The sequence below is a fragment of the Skermanella aerolata KACC 11604 genome, from assembly GCF_000936425.1.
Lineage (GTDB): Bacteria > Pseudomonadota > Alphaproteobacteria > Azospirillales > Azospirillaceae > Skermanella > Skermanella aerolata.
In genome coordinates, this window is sequence record NZ_AVFK01000014.1 from 73,246 (window position 1) to 91,698 (window position 18,453).

The window sequence follows — 18,453 nt, forward strand, 5'->3', positions numbered from 1 at the left end:
ACAGTACAAGACACCCAAAATCATCACCGGCACACTTAAAGAACTCATCCCCAGTTCAGGCAATCACCATCGTCTAAACTCTTCGATGCCAAGAGCCAGGTGACCTAAGTCTCCTGACAAAGTACCGTCCTGCAATAAATCTAGGGGCCAGAAGGCCGCTCGGAGGACTCCAATGCTGTTCGAATTCAAGACACGGGTGCGTAGGCCGCTACCCGCACTCGCGACCGTGGCGCTCATTTCGATGATGGGCTCGGCTTCGGCTCAGCAGATCCTGCTGGAGCCCGACCAGCCCGCGCATCTGACCGGCTTCGGCGGCAAGTACGGCGAGTCGACCTTTCCGCAATACTATTCCGACCGGAATGGCGTGGCCCTGGAACTCTGCACCGAAAAGAACGACATCGCCGGCGCGTGCATCTACGATCCGGTAATCGTCGGCAACACCTTCTCCGAAAGCATCGGTTTCGGCGCCGAAGCCTTCTGGTGGGCCGCCGACGCCAGCATGCCCTTCGGCACCGGTACCGCATCGCTGGTGCTGGCCGTCGAAGCCGCGTTCTCCGCCGAGGACCCGATCCCCGGCGACGAGTTTGCCTTCGGCCGTGTCCGCATGCGGATCGACGTCCCCGAGGCCGGCACCTATAAGGTGACATACCCCTTCGGCGAGGAGACCTTCACCGTCGATGCCCCCGGCATCAAGGCGATCAACACGACCCTCGACACCGGCGCCTTTTCCCCCGACAACAGCGGTCCGCTGAAGAGCAGGATCGGCGCCTTCCTGGAGTGGGACACGGGAGCTCCGGCAGGCTATGTCGGCGACGGCGCCACGCCGCATGCGGTCAAGGGATCGCCCGGCGGCTTCAACAAATTCCGCGTCGAAAAGGTCGGCGGCGGCCCGGTGGCCGAGACCGACCAGTTCGTCGTTTCCGGCAAGAAATGGACCGGCCAGGTCGAAACGCCGCTGGACAAGCGCCGTGTCACCTATGACGGCTACCGGCTGGAAGTGCTGGCGACCTCCGCCCCGACCGCGACGGTGACCGCGACCTACGGCACGACCACCAACCCGCTGGTCGGCGACGGCCGGGGCTTCTTCTATCTTTCGACCCCCGTCACGCCGATGCCCAAGACGGTGACGATCCGGTCGACGAAGAACGGGAACCTGGAAAACTCGCTGGTGGCGGATGTCACCGACATCGTGAACATCACCGAAGCGACCTATGACCCCGACCTCAAGATCCTGATCGTGGGGGCGAAGTCCAGCATGTCCGTGACGTCCGAGGCTTCGGGCTCGGCTGTCCTTAAGGTGGAACCGTTCGGCGCCACGATCCCGTCCGACTACAGGGCCAAGATCACCGGCATCGCGGTTCCGCCGGCCCACGTCAAGGTCACGTCGAACTACAAGGGCTCCGAACTGAAGATCGTCACCATTTCCAGTTCCAGCCCGGCCGCCCCCACCGCCCCCGACAGCACGCCCGCTCCGCAGCCGGCCGAGAGCGTTCCGGTTGTTGCCCCCGACACCACCAACACCCCGATCGCGACCAACGTCGTCGTCAACGTGCTGGCCAACGACAGCGATCCGGACGGGCTGAACCCGACGAGCATCCAGATCTCGACCCCGCCGACCGCCGCCATGGGCACCATCGGCCTGATCGATATCGCCGGCATCCAGGTCAGACCGGCGGTAGGATATACCGGCATCATCACCTTCGAGTACACGGTAGCCGACACCAAGGGCAACCGGTCGACGCCCGCCAAGGTCTCCGTCGAAATCATCAACGAGACGATCAACGTCACCCAAGCCGAATACCGCAGTGGCGACCGGAGCTGGCGCATCCGTGGAACCACCAACGCGGTCGCCAACAACACGATGACCGCCACTCTGAACGGGACGACGCTTGGCAGCGCCGCGGTCGATGCGACGGGCGCCTTCGACATCCGGGTCACCAACGCGGCAGCCCCCGGAACCGGCGCTGTCATGGCGATGAAGAGCAGCAAGGGCACCACCGTCTCCCCAGTCGGCTACACCACCCGCCGCTGACGGCAGCAACCCTCTCGCTGACAGGAAAAGGCCCGCCACCCCTTCCAGGGTGGCGGGCCTTCCGTCATGCCGGCGAACCAGTTGTTTTAATTCGCCCCATCAGTGGTGACCATGCGTCACGCCGCCCTGTCCGTCCGGAATGGCGATGTTGATGTTCTGCATCATGCCTTGGTCCTCGTGGTCCAGGATGTGGCAGTGCAGGACGAACTGGCCGATATAGCGCTCGTACCGGGTCCGGATGACGATCTTGTAGATGCCGGTCGGCGGGTCGGTCAGGCCGGTCGGCGACTTGATCAGGCTCTTGACCCAGAGCGTATCCTTCCAGACGCCTTGAAGACCCGGATACTGCGGATCGACGCCGGTCGGGTCCGCATCGTCCACCGCCCCGGACACGCTGACATCCTTGCCGTTCGGATCGACGATCTTGACGATCTGGAACGGGTTGACGTGGATGTGGAAGGGATGGCTGACGAAATACGACCTCAGTTCCCACTGCTGGACGCCGCCCAGCGGCAGTTCCCGGTCGATCCGGCTGGGCGAATATGGTTCGGCACTCGTCGGCACGTAGTTTCCGGCGGCGTTCTTGGTCATGGTGAAGTCGTTGCCGACCTCGAAGGTGACATTCGCCGACGACGTGGTGTCGATGAAGAAGACCAGATCCTGATAGCCGTTGACTTCGTCGTCCGTGATCGTCGGACGCGGCACGAAGCTGGTCAGCTTCAAGCCTTCCTTCAGATCCTTGACGACCTTGCCCTTGACCACGGGATCGGCATAGACCCGCTCCGCCGTGGCGACGAGCTGCTCGGTCAGCGCCTTGCGGATGGCATTGGCGCCGGACAGGGTCGTACCATTCCCGACCGACACGAATCCCAGGATCTCGCGGCCGCTGGCCGCATCGCTGACGTTGCCGGAAGCGGGGGTAGCCACTTCGCTGACGCAGTATTCGCCGGCTTCGGGGAAGATCACCAGCAGGTCGTTGCGGTATCCCGGCTGCAAGGTGGTCGCCGTGACCTCCTGCGCCTTGGCCATTGTCAGGCCGTCGGAAGCGACGATCTGATATGGTACCGGATCGCCGACGCACGAGTCCTGGACGAACTGGTCGGAATCCTTCGCTTGCAGATGCAATTCGTCGATCGGCCCGACGCTCGACTTCAGCTTGCGGAACTGAACGGTGATGGTTTCGCGCACGCCGGCATGGACCAGACGCCAGCGTTCCGCCAGACCGCTCTTCGGCACTTCGAAATGCGGCAGGATCTGGCCGTTGATGCTGGTCCAGCGGCCCGACGCGGCCCAGGTGCCGGGGCCGAACTGGGCATAGGATTCGATGACGCCGGTATCGCCCGGCAGGCAGGTCCAATCGACGATGCCATTGGGCAGCATCTGGACCTTATGGTCCGGCCCTTCGCAGGCATATTGGATCTGCTGGAACACCAGCAGCTTTTCAGGAATCGACGCCCCCTTGGCATCGACCAGCAGCGTGTCGAGATCGCCGTTGGCGACAGGCGTCGGCGGACGGTTGCCGCGCACGACCAGCGCGCCGGCCATGCCGCTGGCTACCTGAAGCGCCGTCGAGCCGTGCAGGTGCGGGTGATACCAGAAGGTGCCCGACGGATGGTCCGACGGGATGTTGTATTCGTACTGGAAGCTATTGCCAGGCAGCAGCTTCAGCAGCACGTTGTCGCTGTTGCCGGTCGGGCTGACCCACAACCCATGGGAATGCAGGTTGGTCCCGTTGAAGCAATGCGGAGTATCGGTCGGCAGGCTGCTGTCGGTGCAGGTCGGATCGACCGGCAGCTTGTTGTTCAGCGTGACCCGAACGGTATCGCCCGGCGCCACTTCGATCGTCGGCGCGATATAGGGCCGGTTCGGATCGGTATCGGTGCCGACATAGCCGCGCAGCCTGACCTTCTGGTCATGCCCTGTACTGGGATCGAACAGCCTGCTCTCGACGTATTTGATATCCAGGTTGTACGAGCGCTCGTTGCTGACCCGAGGCCCCGGAGCCGGCAGCCGCAGCAGCGACGCCGCGCCGGTAGCCGCCGAAGGCTGCCCCAGCACGGGCGGATTGCCGAACACACGGTTCAACGGCTTGTCCTGCGCCGATGCGCCAGATGCGGCGGCCAGAAGCACCAGCGCGGCAGCCGCCCCGGCCAGTCCCTGGCCTGATTCGATCAATGATTGCCTGCGAAAGCCTGACACAATGACACTCCCCATGAATGGGATTATTGGCGGGAAATCAGGCAACAACCATCCGTCGGCCAGCGCCATGGCGGAGCGGCCGGAACGTCACGGTTTATTGAATACTACGATATTCCCGTAATGGTACGTAGAGGCGTCAGGATAACGTCTCGCACGTCATATGACAACCGGCATAAACCGAGTGTTTCCGCCCTGAAATAAAGGCGGGCCAAGCTCGCTATAGACGCAGCCTACGACCGCGTTCAGATACCCGAGTGTGGAAGAAGCGCGGCCGGAGGCCGCGCCTACGCCACCACCTCCTCGTCGTCGGAAGTGGCGAGCATCGCCCGATAGATGGCGCGAGCCTGATCGTCATCGACGCCGGCCGCATCCATCCCCGCAACCAGCATGCTGCCGGTTGGCTCGCGCTGCACGGTGACGAAGCCGGATTAGCTGACCAGTTCGACAAAATTCAGCGCACGCTCCATCAAGGGAGACACCCTATTATACCGAATACCGGAGAGTACGACCGGCTCTCCGGCAATGTCGTGCCACAGCCTGCCAAGCACGTTCACCAAAGGTCGATGTCTTCGGCATCTGGTATTACGAGACGCTTGCGTATCCGCCAAAACCGGTCAAGCGCTGATGTTGCGCGGCTTCCAGCCGCGTCTACGGCCGCTGTCGGCGATGCAGGTTCATCACCCTGAAACTCGATGAGAGCCTGTGTTTTCTAATCGGAGCCAACAACCTGCCTGACGAGATCGTCCCACTTGCCGGGAGGGTTGCCCGACTTGAGCATCTTGCTGAACACCATGTAGGGATCGCTCTTTGCCCCTTCCTTCCTCAAGGAGTTCTCGTCATTGACCCAGCAATAGATGATGATCTTCGACGTGCTGTCGAAACGGAAAAAGAGCCGAAAGCGGTTTTTCAGAAACTTGACCCTGAACCAGTTTTTGTACTGGTCGCCAAGTTTCGTGCTCTGCCGATAGTCCTTGTGATTGGGATCAGCCGGGATTTCCTCGAGAATCAAGGTGTTGATACGAGCAAGAAGTTTGGCCTTGGGATGGCTTGTGTAGTCGGTGGGGTTCTTGGCGGCAAGGTGGTCGACATCCGCGACAAGGCCGTCGTAAACAGTTTTGAATGTGAGGTGCGTGAATAGTCTCCAACCGTTACGAGTGTCGAAAGGAGAGTTCGGCATGAATGCGGGCCTTCTGGAGAAACGCCGCAATCAAGAAGGCCGGGACGGTTCACATGCCGTCCCGGCCTGGATAATGAATTCACGGTTAAAGCGTTATATCGTCGGGAATCTCGTCATCGTCCGAAACGACAACGTCGCGGGTGAGTTCGACGCCGTGGGAGATTTGCGAAGACGACAAAGGCGTGATGCGGTCAGGATGAGCGATGGCATCACGCTCGATGAATGTAAGGAAGGCTCCGATCATGGGATCTCCGCGCTGTTCCTGCTCTTGCTGGGACATGTCATCCACAACATGCACCAGCAGCGTGCCACGATCGATGATATGCACCTTCGACAGTCGATTTTTGTCGAAATTCAGGGTTCTGCCGGAGCAATCCCTTATCGAAGCAGAAGGCTTCCAACGTTCCGGTCGTAGTAATCGACCTTCTGTAAGCGACCATTGGCATAATGACCTCCTATGCGGCGTCGTATGAATATACGTGTGGAGGCGTTGCGTCAAAACGGTACTCGCCGCCTCGGTGCGCCAGATGGCAATGCCGCTAGAAACAGAAACAAAGGAAAATTTTCTTAATCTTCACATGCTAAAATAAGAACCGCAATGCGGTGCCCGACCCCGGCAATGGCCTCGCCCCCTGGATCTTTGACATTCAAATCAGAAGAAAGCCAGCCCCGGCACCACGACGTTTCATGTCGTTTAATTACATTTCACCACAGTTGGAGCATAGGATCATGGTCACAAGCCCACTACCCGCCCCTCACCACCGCTCTCCGCCAGTGACGCGAAGTGACGTTGAGTGACAAACGACGACGCGCGGCGGAAATTTCCGCCGCGCGCCTGTGATCACCCTCAACACTAACGGAAGCCTCAGTCGGCCTCCTGCCCGGCGATCCGGCCAGCGCCCGTCGGCACCTTGCTCGGCCCGTCGCGCGTGTCGGTCGAAATGCCTTCGCTCTTCAGCCAGCCCGCATGGTGCTCGCGCGCCCAGTTCAGGTCCACCTCGCCGTTGCCCATGGCGTCGAAGGCGCCTTCCATGCCGATGGTGCCGATGTAGATGTGGCCGAAGATGACCGTCACCATGACGGCCGTCCCCAACGAGTGGATGATGTGGGCGATCTGCATGCCGCCGACGCCCGTCAGGTAGAACGGGAACATCAGCATGTAGCCGCTCAGCGCCATCGCCATGCCACCCAGCACCACCGTCCAGAAGATCATCTTCTGACCGGCGTTGAAACGGCCGGCTTCCGGGTGGAAGCCGTTGTTCAGGAAGCCGCCGCCCTGCTTGATCCAGGTGATGTCCGCCTTCTCCGGAATGTTGTCCCGCAGCCACACGACGAACATCATCAGGATGCCGAGCACGAAGGGGAAGCTCAGGTAGTTGTGAGAGATCTTCCCGTAATGCGCCAACGCCGTGAAGGCCTCGTGCCCGATCAGCGGGATCAGCACCGGACGGCCGAACGCCAGCATCAGCCCGGTCAGCGCCAAGACGACGAAGCTCGACGCCGACAGCCAGTGGGCGAAGCGCTCGACCGGCATGAACCGGGTCACCGTCCGCCCGACCCGGCCCGCCTGGATGCGGATCTTACCCCGGAACAGGTAGAACGCAGCCAGACCCGCCAGCATGCCGACCATCATCACGCCGGAGATGATGCGGGCCCAGTAGTTGCGGAACTCCCGCCACTCCCGGCCTTCCGGCTGGACCAGCGTCGCCAGCTTGCCGTCCGGGATGCTAACATAGCCCTGCACCTTGCCTTGGAGCTGCTGGTAAAGCTCGACCTCTTCCTTGGCCGACGGGGAGGCCGGCGACGGGGCCTGATCGAGCTGGGCATAGGCCGCCGGAGATGCGGCCACCAGGAACATGGCCAGAAAAACGGCCATGAGAGCGGACTGAAGCAACCTGTAGAACATCGGCATCGTGGTTTCTCCCTCCCGTTCCGGTCAAACGCCTTGGTCGGTCTGGCCGTAGGCGGTGTTCCAGCCCCACGCGCCGGAGCCGTAGCCGCGGCGCACCACCCGCTCGCGGTAGATGTCGGCGATGATCGCGCCGTCGCCCGCCATCAGCGCTCGGGTCGAACACATCTCGGCGCACAGCGGCAGCTTGCCCTCGGCAAGCCGGTTGGTGCCGTAGCCGTGGTACTCGACCATGCTCATGTCCTCTTCCGGGCCACCGGCGCAGAAGGTGCATTTGTCCATCTTGCCCCGGCCGCCGAAGTTGGTCGTCTGCGGGTACTGCGGCGCTCCGAACGGACAGGCGTAGAAGCAGTAGCCGCAGCCGATGCACAGCTCCTTGGAATGCAGCACCACGCCGTCCGCCGTGGTGTAGAAGCAGTCAACAGGGCACACCGCAGCACAGGGCGCGTCGGTGCAGTGCATGCAGGCCATCGAGATCGATTTCTCGCCCGGCTTGCCGTCGTTCAGGGTCACGACGCGGCGGCGGTTGATGCCCCAGGGCACGTCGTGCTCGTTCTTGCAGGCGGTGACGCAGGCGTTGCACTCGATGCAACGGTCGCTGTCACAGAGGAACTTCATTCTTGCCATGGCTATATCTCTCCCCTCTCCGCTCAAGCCGGCTCGATGCGGCAGAGGGTCACTTTGGTTTCCTGCATGAACGTCACGGGGTCGTAGCCATAGGTCATGACGGCGTTGACCGGGTGCCCGAGCACGATCGGGTCAGTTCCGGGCGGGTATTTGTCGCGCTGGTCCTCGCCCTCCCAGTGGCCCGAGAAGTGGAACGGCATGAACGCGACGCCCGTCCCAACGCGGTCGGTGACGAAGGCCATCACCTTGACCTTGCTGTTGTATTCCGGACCGTAGACCCAGACGTCGGACTTGTGCCGGACGCCGAGGCGCTCGGCGTCCTTGGTGTTGACCTCGACGAACATGGTCTGCTGCAACTCGGCCAGCCACGGGTTGGACCGGGTTTCCTCGCCGCCGCCTTCGTACTCGACCAGACGGCCGGAGGTCAGGATGATCGGGAAGTCCTTCGACACGTCGCGCGCCTGCACGCTCTTGCCGAGCTGCGTCATGCGGAAGTCGCGGCGGTCGTCCATCGCGGGATACTGGGCGACCAGATCGCGCCGGGGCGTATAGAGCGGTTCGCGGTGGACCGGCACCGGGTCGGGCAGGTTCCAGGCCACCGCCCGCGCCTTGGCGTTGCCGTGCGGGACGCAGCCATGCTTCAGGGCTACCCGGATGATGCCCATGGACAGATCGGTCATCCAGCTGGCCTGATCGACGCTTTCACCACCGATCGCGTTGATGACGGCCATCTCGTCGGCCGTCAGGTCAGCGTCCCAGCCCAGCTTCTTCAGCACCGCCATGGTGAATTCGGGATAGCCATCGGTGATCTCCGACCCCACCGTGTAGGCGCCGTCGGCCAACAGGCTGACGCCGTTGCGCTCGATGCCGAAACGGGCGCGGAAGGTGGTGCCGCCTTCCATGACGTGCTTGGAGGTATCGTAAAGTACGGCGGAGCCGGGATGCTTCATCTCCGGCGTGCCCCAGCACGGCCAGGGCAGACCGTAGTACTCGCCTTCGCACGGCCCCTTGGTCGCGCGCATGGAAATCTTGTCGAAGTCGGCCTGATGCTCCATGTGAAGCTTCAGCCGCTCGGGCGACTGGCCGGTATAGCCGGTCGCAAGGCCGCCCCGGTTGATCTCCCGCAGGATGTCCTCGGCGCGCGGCTTGGTGCCGTCGACCGTGATGTTCTTGAACAGCTGATCCGCGAAGCCCAGCTTGCGGGCCAGCAGATACATGGTCTCGTAGTCGTCCTTCGACTCGAAGATCGGATCGACCACCGGATCGGACCACTGGAGCGACCGGTTGGAAGCGGCGCGGCAGCCTGCCAGTTCGAACTGGGTACAGGCCGGCAGGATATAGGTGCCGTTCTTGCGCCCGCTGACCGACGCGAAGGTGGTCGGATGCGGGTCGACCACGACCAGAAGATCCAGCGCCTCGAGGCCCCGGCGCATCTCCGGCATCCGGGTGACCGTGTTGCCGCCGTGGCCGAAGGTGACGAAGGCCTTGATGCTGTTGGGCTGGTCCAGCTCGCCCGGCTTCGCCAGCACGGCGTCGAACCAGCGGGTGGTCGGGATGCCCTTGGTCTCCATCAGCTCCTTGGAGGCGAAGCGGCTCTTGACCCAATCGTAGTCGACTTCCCATACCCGCGCCCAGTGACGCCACGCGCCTTCCGCCAGACCGTAGTAGGACGGCAGCGACGTGACGTCCAGGCCCATGTCGGTGGCGCCCTGGACGTTGCTGTGACCCCGGTAGATGTTGGCTCCACCGCCCTCGACGCCGATGTTGCCCAGCGCCAGCTGGAGGATGCTGAAGGCCCGGACGTTGGCGGTGCCGACCGTCTTCTGGGTGGCGCCCATGCACCAAATCAGGGTCGATGGCCTGTTCTTAGCCATCAGCTCGATGACCTTGCGGAGCTGGTCGCCGGGAACGCCGGTGACGCGCTCGACCTCCTGCGGGTTCCACTTCTTGACCTCGGCACGGATCTCGTCCATGCCGTAGACGCGCTGGCGGATGAATTCCTTGTCTTCCCAGCCGTTCTCGAAGACATGCCACAGCATGCCCCAGATCAGCGGAATGTCGGTGCCGGGACGGATGCGGACATAGTCGGTCGCGTGGGCGGCGGTGCGGGTGAAGCGCGGGTCGATGACGATGAACGGAGCGCGGTTATGCTCCTTCGCCCGCAGCATGTGCTGCATCGACACCGGATGCGCCTCGGCCGGGTTGCCGCCGATGATCATCAGCGCCTTGGCGTTCTGGATGTCGTTGTAGCTGTTGGTCATGGCGCCGTAGCCCCATGTATTCGCGACGCCGGCAACCGTGGTGGAATGGCAGATGCGGGCCTGATGGTCGACCGTGTTGGTCCCCCACATGGCTGCGAACTTGCGGTACAGGTAGGCTCCCTCGTTGGAGAACTTGGCTGAGCCCAGCCAGAACACGCTGTCCGGGCCGGATTTCTCACGGATCTCCAGCAGCTTGTCACCGATCTCCTCGATCGCCTGATCCCAGGTGATCCGCTTCCACTCGCCGTTCTCCAGCTTGACCGGATACTTGTTGCGGCGCTCGCCCTTGGTCAGCTCGCGGACCGAAGCGCCCTTGGCGCAGTGGGTACCTTGGCTGATCGGGCTGTCCCAGCCCGGCTCCTGGCCGGTCCAGACGCCGTTCTGGACCTCGGCGATCACCGTGCAGCCGACCGAGCAGTGGGTGCAGATGCTCTTGCGCCGGGTCACCTCGATATCGGGATCGACCGGTCCGGCCTCCGCCTTCTTCACCGTGGCGAGCGGAAGGGCGCCCAGCGCCGCCATGCCGCCGGCGGCAAGGCCGGAGTTGCGGAGGAAGGTCCGGCGGTCGAGCGGGCCGGTGGCATTGGCGGCGGCTGCCGCCAGAGTGGAGGCGAGGGAGGAGCGTTGGGCGGAAGCGGCGCGTCTCTTTACCAGCATCGGACGGTTCTCCTCCTCAAAGCCGGTTCAGCGCATAGAACTGTTTGACGTGCTCGGTTTCCTGATAGCGGGGTTTGACCCGTTCCTCCCCGCTCTCCTCGGCCTGCGCGCCCGTCACCGCCAGCGGCACCGCTACCGCAGCAGCGCCTCCGGCCAATCCAACGGCCTTCAGGAAGTCCCGGCGTTCCACCGTTCCGGTCTTCTTCTGATCCGATGCCATATCCACTCGTCCCTATGCTCACTCAAGCGCTTCGCGCCCTGACGCGAGGTCAACACGCCACGGAACGAAAAGTCGCATCTTCGAAAGCATAAGAAACCAACGGGCAGCGCCGCTGTTTAAAGCTGTCTGGAAGGCATATTCATCAGGGACTTCGGGAAGGAAGCCATATCTTGCACAGGTTACCGATCGTGATAGGCGCCGCCATGCTCGCCTTGGCCGCCTACGCGGCGCAGGCCCAGGGGATCAAGAAGGAGACGCTGACGGAAGACCCCAACGTCACCCGCAGCCTGGAACCCGGCTCGACGCCGCAAGGCACGCGCTCACCCGACCCTGTGGACGACAGCAACAACCAGGACGACGCGGCCTCCGAACTGAAGAACCTGCGCGAGAACCCCGTCGGCATCAACGGCCAGAAGACCGAGCGCCAGACGCGAGAAGGCGGCCAGCCGCAGGCGGAGGAGTCGGCCAAGGACGTCGAGGACCGGGCCGGAGTTCCCGACGCCAACGAACCGGAAGGAACCAAGGGCAAGTAGCCTCAGCCAAGAGATGTTAGAGCGTCATGTGACGGGCGCGGGCGCCACGCTCGATGGCGGCGGCGTTCAGCCTGTCGATCTTCAGCACTTCGCGTAGCAGCTCCAGCAGCCGCAGTTCCTCCTGGGTCGTGTAGCCGTCGGCCGCCGCGACGTCGCAGGCGACGGCGTAGGCCGTTTCCCGCAGATTCTTCGGCAGGGCTTCCTTGATCTCCTCCAGCGCCGTGTCGAGACCGTCGGCCTCGCCCAGCAGCCGGGTGCAGTCCCCAGCGATCCGGGTCAGGTTTTCGGTATCGAAGTCGCGGAATACGGGCAGGTAGCGGACGGTCTCGCTGATGGTGCTCAGCTCCGCGTCGGTCATGTCGGCGTCCGAGGCGGATACCAGGACCATGGTGTAGATCAGCGCGGCGTGATGGTCGATCATGGATAAGCCTTATCAGGTGTTCCGCGCCTATGTGCCCGCGCCGGGATTGTTCTTCAAGTCCGTAGCCGAAAGTCCATGGCCCGGTGCAGGGATCGAACAAGACCGCCGTTAGTCCGGCTCGACAAGACATCGGGGCAGACCTATTCTAGTCCTATGGATTGATACATCGGACGCTCCGACGTGACCACATTTTTGTTCAGGCCTCGGAACAATCAGAGACTTCCAGGTTTTAAAGTGCCGGAGAGGTCCGCTTTGATCAATTTCGCCTTCAATGCTTCTTAAAGTTTAACGATGGTCATGTTCCGAAACCGCTTTTCCAGCCAACTCTCGTCGGATCCCCGCCTCTTGGCGGTGAAATCCAGCCATCGGGCACAAGTCCTGATCATGGAAGACGAGCCGCTGGTGGCGCTGGAGCTTCAGATCCTGCTCGAGGACATGGGCCATCAAGTCTGCGCGGTGGTCGACACCGAAGCGGACGCCGTGCGTGAAGCGGACGCGACCTTGCCGGACCTCGTGATCGCCGATATCCAGCTTCGGCAGGGAAATGGCGTCCGGGCGATGGAACGCATAGCGGGGAGAAGGGAAGTTCCGGTAATATTCGTCTCGGGCAACCACACCTTCACCCCCAACCCGCAGATCCGGACTGCCCGCTTCATTGCAAAACCCTTCCGCGTCGAAAACCTTCGCAAAGCAGTTGCCGACATCATCGCTGGCACCGGCTAAGGCCGGTGGCCGATGGGCGCTGGTTCGGCCGGGACGAACCGCCAGCGCCATCTATCTCAGCATCTTCGCGATGCTGGTCATCGTCACCGCCGTCTCCTGGCAGATCTACGACAACCGGCGCAATCTCGTGCTCGAAGCGGAGCGCACCACCGGCAACGCCGCTTTCTTCCTGGCCGACCATGCCACCCGCCTGTTCGAAGCGTCCGATCTGGCCCTGCTGGAAGCCAGCAATGCGGTCAAGGCGGCCGACTGGGATACCCTGTCGAAGGATCTGGTGCTGTGGGAACGGCTGCGGGGCCTGAGCGACCGCTTTCCCTATATCGACAACATCTGGCTGAACGACAGCAGCGGCCAGTTGCGGATGAGCACGGTGGCGCTCCCCACTCCACCGAGCAACGCATCCGACCGCGACATCTTCCTGGCCCAGCGGGAAGCCGACAGCGGCCTGTTCGTCGGCTCCCTGATCATCGGCCGGGTCACCAACAAGCCGACCTTCCTGCTGAGCCGGCGGCTTTCGGCCGACGACGGCGGCTTCCGGGGAGTGGTGTCGCTGACGATCGACCTGGAATACTTCACGTCGTTCTATGGCTCGCTGGACCTGCGGCTCGATCCGGTCATCACGATGCGGCGGGCGGCGGACGGTTCGATCCTGACGCGCGTGGCGTCGGGCGAGCCCGATCCGCTGCCGGACCTGCCATTGCCCCAAGGCTCCGCCGCCGGGATGACGACGCTCTCCCATGTCGCGGACTGGACAAGCCCCGTCCACGCCTTCCGCAAGGTCGAACGCCTGCCCCTCTATATCAGCGTCGCCGTCGCGAACGAACATATCACCCGCGCCTGGATCGCCGAGATCTGGATCTACTGGGTCGTCGCGGGCGCCGCCGGCATGGCCCTCTGGCCGCTCTCGACCATGGCGATCCGGCAGGCCGCGGCCGACCGGGAGATGAAGCGGGATCTTGAACAGCGGGTGGAGGAGCGCACGAAGCAGCTCACCGCCGCCAATGCGCAGCTCGAAACGCTGTTCCAGGAAGTCCACCACAGGGTCAAGAACAACCTTCAGGTAATCACGTCCTTGCTTCGTCTCCAGGCCGCGCGCTCGTCCGACCGGGAAACCAAGGAGTCGCTGCAAAAGAGCGTGGACCGCGTCCACGCCATGAGCTTGGTCCACCACCTGCTCTACAGCTCCAAGGAGCTGACCGACGTGGATTTCGCCACCTATTTGGGCCAGCTCTCCGACAACCTGCAAAGCGCCTACGGGACCGAGGGGCAAGTCGCGGTCCGGATCGAAGTCGGAGACGCGTGGTTCCCGCTCAACCACGCCATCCCGCTGTGCCTGATCGTCAACGAGGTGCTGTCGAACGCCTTCAAGCACGGCTTCCCCGACGGCCGTTCCGGCACGATTCGCATCACCCTGACCGATCAGGACGCCGGGTTCCGCGAGTTGGTGGTCATGGACGACGGTGCAGGTCTGCCCGACGGTTTCGACGCAGCGAAAGGCAAGGGCCTCGGCATGCAGATCATCCGGTCGCTGGCGGGCCAGCTCGGCGGCACCCCGACATTCGAGAACAGTCCGGGCGCCACCTTCCGGATGAGGTTCAACCCGGATTCAGAAACTCCCGCGTCACCCTGACCGCCTCGGCCAAGCCGACGCGCTGCATCTCCACGCCTTCGGGGAATGCCCCGGCCAGCCGCGACGGCATCATCGGGTCGAGCAGGACGAACACCCCCGTATCGTCGGCACGGCGCACCAGCCGTCCGAACGCCTGCTTCAGCCGCAGGCGAGTGATCATGTCGTCGTACCGTTTCCCTCCGAAAGCCTCGCGCCGGGCACGGTGCAGGATGTCGGGCCGGGGCCACGGCACCCGGTCGAACACGATCAGGCGCAGCGACCGGCCGGGCACATCGACGCCGTCCCTGACCGCATCGGTCCCGAGCAGGCAGGCCTGCTCCTCGCCCCGGAAGATGTCGATCAGGGTCGAGACATCCAGTCCGTCGACATGCTGGCCATAGAGCGGCAGTCCCGCCAGTTCCAGCGGTTCGGCGATCCGCTGGTAGACGCCACGGAGCCGGCTGATCGCCGTGAACAGCCCCAGCGCCCCGCCGCCGGCCGCCAGGAACAGTTCGCGGTAGGCCGCCGCGACCTGAACCAGATCGTCCTTCCGGACATCGTTGACCACCATGACCCTGGTCCGCGCCGGATAGTCGAAGGGTGACGGCACGCTGGCCCGGAGCGCCGGCCACGCCATATGGACGGCCCCCGTCCGGACCGAGGCCGCCAGCCAGTCCTGCTCGACATCGCCGGTGCCGTCCGTCAGCGTCGCGGAGGTTACGACCATGCCGTGTGCCTGCGATCCGACGGTCGCGACGAACGGTATCGTCGGATCGACGTAGTGCCGGTACATCCCGACATCCATGTCGCGGCCGTCCTGCCGTTCGATACCGAACCAGTCGACGAAGCCCGGCGAGGTCAGCTGCCCGACGCATTTCAGCATGTCGCGCCAGCCCTTGAGCGTCACGCTGCCGCGCCGCTGGAGGCTTCGGCAGACCGCCTCGATCCGCCGCCGGGTGTCGCTGTCAAGCTCCGCCGCCTCGTTGTCGAGCCGCGCGGCCAGACGGTTCGCCAAATGCTCCAGCGGCGTCTGGAGACGCCCGAGCGCCTTCTCCAACTCCTGGGCCGCCGCCGCCAGACCTTCCACCGGCTCGATGGTTTCCGTCTCCAGGCTGTAGAAGCTGTCGCGGCCATGGGCGCGGGCATGGACCTGCCGCCGCACCATCAGCAGGAAGATTTCCGCCGGCCCCGTGCCCATCTCGTCGATCAGGCGGTTGCCCCAGCCTTCGCCCGGCAGCGCGCGGGCGGCGTGGACGATGGCGTCGACCATCGCCAGCCCTTCCTCGTCGCCGGCGACAAGGTCCTCCACCCGGCGCTTGATGCCGCGCGCGCGGCTGGTCCTGCCGCCTTCCGCCCCCAGCAGCCAGCGCCGCAGCTCCGACGTTTCCTGCGCGGTAAGGTGGCCGGCGAAGGCGCTGTCGGCCGCGTCGAAGACATGGTGCCCCTCGTCGAAGACGTAGCGGGTCGGCAGGGCGGCCTCATCGCCGCCCAGTGCCGCCTGGATCATGACCAGGGCATGGTTGGCGATCACGATGTCGGCCTTGCGCGCCCGCCGGATCGTGTTCTCGATGAAGCACTTCCGATAGTGCTGGCAGGCGGAAAAGATGCACTCGCCGCGCCGGTCCGCCAGCGTCATGGTCCGCGCGCGGCCGACCAGATCGGGCAGCCAGCCGGGAAAGTCGCCGCCCTGCATGTCGCCGTCGCGGGTGGCCGCCACCCAGCGGACCATCAGGCCCAGCGCCGTCGCATACATCGGCTGGCTCGGCAGGCTGGCGACCGCTTCCTCCAGGTTAAGAAGGCACAGATAGTTCTCACGGCCCTTGCGCAGCACCACCTTCCGCGACTTGACCGCCGGGTCGGTGTGCAGCCGGTCCAGCTCGCCGTCAATCTGGTGCTGAAGGTTGCGGGTATATGTGGAAATCCACACCGTCCCGCGATTCCGTTCCGCCCACAGGCTGGCCGGAGCCAGATAGCCCAGCGTCTTGCCGACGCCGGTCCCGGCTTCCGCCAGGACGAGGTTGGGCGTTCCGGGATTGGCGCGCGGCGTGAACGCGGTGCTGACGGCGCTGGCGTAGTCCGACTGCTGCGGGCGGGGCTCCGCCACCTTGCCCAGGATGCTCGCCTGCAACAGATCAGCCAACCGGCGGCGCGCGTCGTTGGCGTGCACCGGAAGCTGTCCCGGCGGCGGCTCCGGCGCCTCGTCCTCCCATTCCGGCATCGCCTTCCAGACCTGGAAGGCGCCGAGCGCGCGGCGCCCCGGCGGCCCGTTGGGCGCTCCCAGCGCCGACAGCGCAAAGCTTGCCCAGGGCCAGCTATAGCCCTGGCTGCCACCGCCTCCGCCACCCATGAACCACGCGATGGCGACGGGATCGGACTTCTCCTCGAAGTCTGGATCGGATAGATCGGTCAGGAGCTGGCGGGTGGCCCGGATCAGGGTGAGCGCGTCATCCTCCGCGCCGTCCGGCTTGGGCAGCCCCAGCGCCTCCGCCAACCCGCGCGGCGTCGGCACGACGAAGCGGGCGGGATGAACGAAGGCGAACAGTTCCAGCAGGTCCAGCGCCGTGAAACGGTCGGCGTTGAGCCGCCGTCCCAGCGCCTTCGCGTGGCAGACCAGCAGGACGTCGCGCTGGAGGCGCAGCCGCGCTTCGCCCAGGTCGATCGTATCGACCTCGCCGTCGGAAGTCAGCCAGACGGCCTTCCGCGCCCCGGCGACGAGCGCCGGCGCATCCGGCAGCAGCAGGCGCCGCGTCGGCGCTGAGGATTGAACGATGTCCATTGCGGCGGCAGTATAGAAGGCCGGGACGCTCCGCGCGAGTGTGCCGATGTGGCACGGTGGAGGTTGCCTCGACCTGTGGGGTGGTTATGATGCGGCTCCCGTCGATCACCATCCGGTCCCCGCCTTGTCCTTTCCCGTGCCTCAGCCTCCATGACCTTCGCCCAGCGCGTCACCAGGGCCGCAACCGGGCGGCAGGTCCTCCGCTTCCTATTCGTGATGGGGGTGGCGCTCGCCGCAGTCTCGGTCGGCTGGGTCACCCTTTACCGCTTCGTTCCGCCGCCCGGCACGCCGCTGATGCTGATCCGGATGGCGGGAGGCGCCGGTATCGACAAGAGTTGGCGCAGCCTGGACGAGATCTCGCCCAACCTGTCACAGGCGGTGATCGCGTCCGAGGATACCCTGTTTTGCAGCCATGCCGGTTTCGACTGGGCGTCGATGCGGCAGGCTTGGCAGGGCAACCTTGCCGGCGGGCAGTTGCGCGGCGGCAGCACGATCTCCATGCAGACCGCCAAGAACGCCTGGCTGTGGCAGGACCGGACGTATCTGCGGAAAGGGCTGGAGGCCTGGTTCACCCTCTGGATGGAACTGCTCTGGCCCAAGGCGCGGGTCATGGAGGTTTATCTGAACATCATCGAATGGGGTGACGGCATCTACGGGGCCGAAGCGGCATCCCATGCCTTCTTCGGCAAACCGGCCGCCGGCCTGACCCGGCGCGAGGCGGCCCTAATGGCCGCGGTCCTGCCCAACCCGCTGCGCTGGTCACCGGCCAAGCCGACCCGCTACATCGCCAGCCGCGCCAACGTGATCCAGCAGCGGATGAGCACCGTCGTCCGCGACGGCCTGGGCGCCTGCGTGAGCTGACTTCCCCCAAGCGTACGCGCTCCGGCAGGAGACGTACGATTGGGTGCTTCAGTTTTTTTTAATATTTCTGCCAAACTTGCGCCACATGTCGTAGCTGGGATGTCGCGCCCATGGAGCAGACCGCTTCGGACGAGCTTATACGAGCCGTGGTGACCGCTTATGCCTGTGCCAAGGGCATGAACTCCGATCCTGGTGAGGCCTATCGGGCCGCGATCCGTGTCCTGCTGGAGCGAAAGCGCAACTTGACGCCCGAAGACGCGGTCGACTGCCTGCTTGCCATGCTGGCTCACGCGGCACGCCATCATCCGGAGTGGCTTCAGATCGAACGGCCGGTGTCCGGCGCGATCCTGCAAAGCTGTAAACAGGACCGGGACAGGAACAAGGGGTAATGCCGCCGGCATTGAAGCTTGACCGGTGAATTCCGGCAAAGATGTCGGGCTGAAGAGGC

The 18,453-nt window shown here is 64.2% G+C and carries 16 protein-coding genes; 6 read left to right on the top strand and 10 right to left on the bottom strand.

Annotated elements, in window-relative coordinates; all coding sequences use genetic code 11:
• Nucleotides 1-172: 172 nt before the first annotated feature.
• Nucleotides 173-2,032: an Ig-like domain-containing protein gene (locus tag N826_RS17895; RefSeq protein ID WP_044431066.1), complete on the top strand. Its 1,860-nt coding sequence runs from the start codon at nucleotides 173-175 to the stop codon at nucleotides 2,030-2,032.
• Nucleotides 2,033-2,131: 99 nt separating this feature from the next.
• Here N826_RS17895 and N826_RS17900 read toward each other — a convergent pair whose 3' ends face one another.
• The 8 genes from N826_RS17900 to N826_RS17930 all read right to left on the bottom strand — a co-directional run bounded on the left by N826_RS17900 (nucleotide 2,132) and on the right by N826_RS17930 (nucleotide 11,082).
• The gene (locus tag N826_RS17900) at nucleotides 2,132-4,207 is read right to left on the bottom strand and encodes a multicopper oxidase family protein (RefSeq protein WP_052831530.1); all 2,076 of its coding nucleotides are present in this window, start codon (nucleotides 4,205-4,207) and stop codon (nucleotides 2,132-2,134) included.
• 308 nt (nucleotides 4,208-4,515) lie between these two features.
• Complete coding sequence (locus N826_RS45735; protein WP_280178461.1) at nucleotides 4,516-4,644, bottom strand: hypothetical protein; 129 nt, start codon at nucleotides 4,642-4,644, stop codon at nucleotides 4,516-4,518.
• A 296-nt stretch (nucleotides 4,645-4,940) separates the two neighbouring features.
• Entirely contained in the window at nucleotides 4,941-5,408 is a 468-nt protein-coding gene (locus N826_RS17905; RefSeq protein ID WP_044431067.1) for a type II toxin-antitoxin system YhaV family toxin, read from the bottom strand.
• Nucleotides 5,409-5,493: 85 nt separating this feature from the next.
• On the bottom strand, nucleotides 5,494-5,688 hold the full coding sequence (locus tag N826_RS45965) for a type II toxin-antitoxin system PrlF family antitoxin (protein WP_425600603.1): 195 nt from the start codon (nucleotides 5,686-5,688) through the stop codon (nucleotides 5,494-5,496).
• A gap of 585 nt (nucleotides 5,689-6,273) precedes the next feature.
• On the bottom strand, nucleotides 6,274-7,320 hold the full coding sequence (locus N826_RS17915; RefSeq protein WP_044431072.1) for a formate dehydrogenase subunit gamma: 1,047 nt from the start codon (nucleotides 7,318-7,320) through the stop codon (nucleotides 6,274-6,276).
• Nucleotides 7,321-7,344: 24 nt separating this feature from the next.
• On the bottom strand, nucleotides 7,345-7,944 hold the full coding sequence (gene fdh3B, locus N826_RS17920; protein ID WP_044431074.1) for a formate dehydrogenase FDH3 subunit beta: 600 nt from the start codon (nucleotides 7,942-7,944) through the stop codon (nucleotides 7,345-7,347).
• 23 nt (nucleotides 7,945-7,967) lie between these two features.
• The gene (locus N826_RS17925; RefSeq protein WP_044431075.1) at nucleotides 7,968-10,862 is read right to left on the bottom strand and encodes a molybdopterin-dependent oxidoreductase; all 2,895 of its coding nucleotides are present in this window, start codon (nucleotides 10,860-10,862) and stop codon (nucleotides 7,968-7,970) included.
• Between the two features lie 16 nt (nucleotides 10,863-10,878).
• Nucleotides 10,879-11,082, bottom strand: a complete 204-nt coding sequence (locus tag N826_RS17930) for a twin-arginine translocation signal domain-containing protein (RefSeq protein WP_044431077.1) — start codon at nucleotides 11,080-11,082, stop codon at nucleotides 10,879-10,881.
• A gap of 170 nt (nucleotides 11,083-11,252) precedes the next feature.
• Between N826_RS17930 and N826_RS17935 the strand changes: the two genes are divergently transcribed.
• Entirely contained in the window at nucleotides 11,253-11,615 is a 363-nt protein-coding gene (locus N826_RS17935) for a hypothetical protein (RefSeq protein WP_147040563.1), read from the top strand.
• 16 nt (nucleotides 11,616-11,631) lie between these two features.
• Here N826_RS17935 and N826_RS17940 read toward each other — a convergent pair whose 3' ends face one another.
• Nucleotides 11,632-12,036: a tellurite resistance TerB family protein gene (locus N826_RS17940; RefSeq protein WP_044431080.1), complete on the bottom strand. Its 405-nt coding sequence runs from the start codon at nucleotides 12,034-12,036 to the stop codon at nucleotides 11,632-11,634.
• A gap of 351 nt (nucleotides 12,037-12,387) precedes the next feature.
• Between N826_RS17940 and N826_RS40210 the strand changes: the two genes are divergently transcribed.
• Both N826_RS40210 and N826_RS40215 read left to right on the top strand, forming a co-directional pair.
• The gene (locus tag N826_RS40210) at nucleotides 12,388-12,759 is read left to right on the top strand and encodes a response regulator (protein WP_244619557.1); all 372 of its coding nucleotides are present in this window, start codon (nucleotides 12,388-12,390) and stop codon (nucleotides 12,757-12,759) included.
• Nucleotides 12,731-14,389 (top strand): sensor histidine kinase, encoded by a 1,659-nt coding sequence (locus tag N826_RS40215; protein WP_052831535.1) that lies wholly within the window; start codon nucleotides 12,731-12,733, stop codon nucleotides 14,387-14,389. Before N826_RS40210 ends, N826_RS40215 begins: the two co-directional genes overlap by 29 nt.
• Here N826_RS40215 and N826_RS17955 read toward each other — a convergent pair.
• Nucleotides 14,355-17,144: an ATP-dependent DNA helicase gene (locus N826_RS17955; protein ID WP_044431082.1), complete on the bottom strand. Its 2,790-nt coding sequence runs from the start codon at nucleotides 17,142-17,144 to the stop codon at nucleotides 14,355-14,357. The genes N826_RS40215 and N826_RS17955 overlap by 35 nt on opposite strands.
• 150 nt (nucleotides 17,145-17,294) lie before the next feature.
• Between N826_RS17955 and mtgA the strand changes: the two genes are divergently transcribed.
• Together mtgA and N826_RS17965 are read left to right on the top strand one after the other, a co-directional pair.
• Nucleotides 17,295-18,005 carry a monofunctional biosynthetic peptidoglycan transglycosylase gene (gene mtgA, locus N826_RS17960; protein WP_084720861.1) on the top strand — a complete coding sequence of 237 codons (711 nt, stop codon included), beginning with the start codon at nucleotides 17,295-17,297 and terminating at the stop codon, nucleotides 18,003-18,005.
• A gap of 110 nt (nucleotides 18,006-18,115) precedes the next feature.
• Nucleotides 18,116-18,394 carry a hypothetical protein gene (locus N826_RS17965; protein WP_044431083.1) on the top strand — a complete coding sequence of 93 codons (279 nt, stop codon included), beginning with the start codon at nucleotides 18,116-18,118 and terminating at the stop codon, nucleotides 18,392-18,394.
• Nucleotides 18,395-18,453 lie beyond the last annotated feature (59 nt).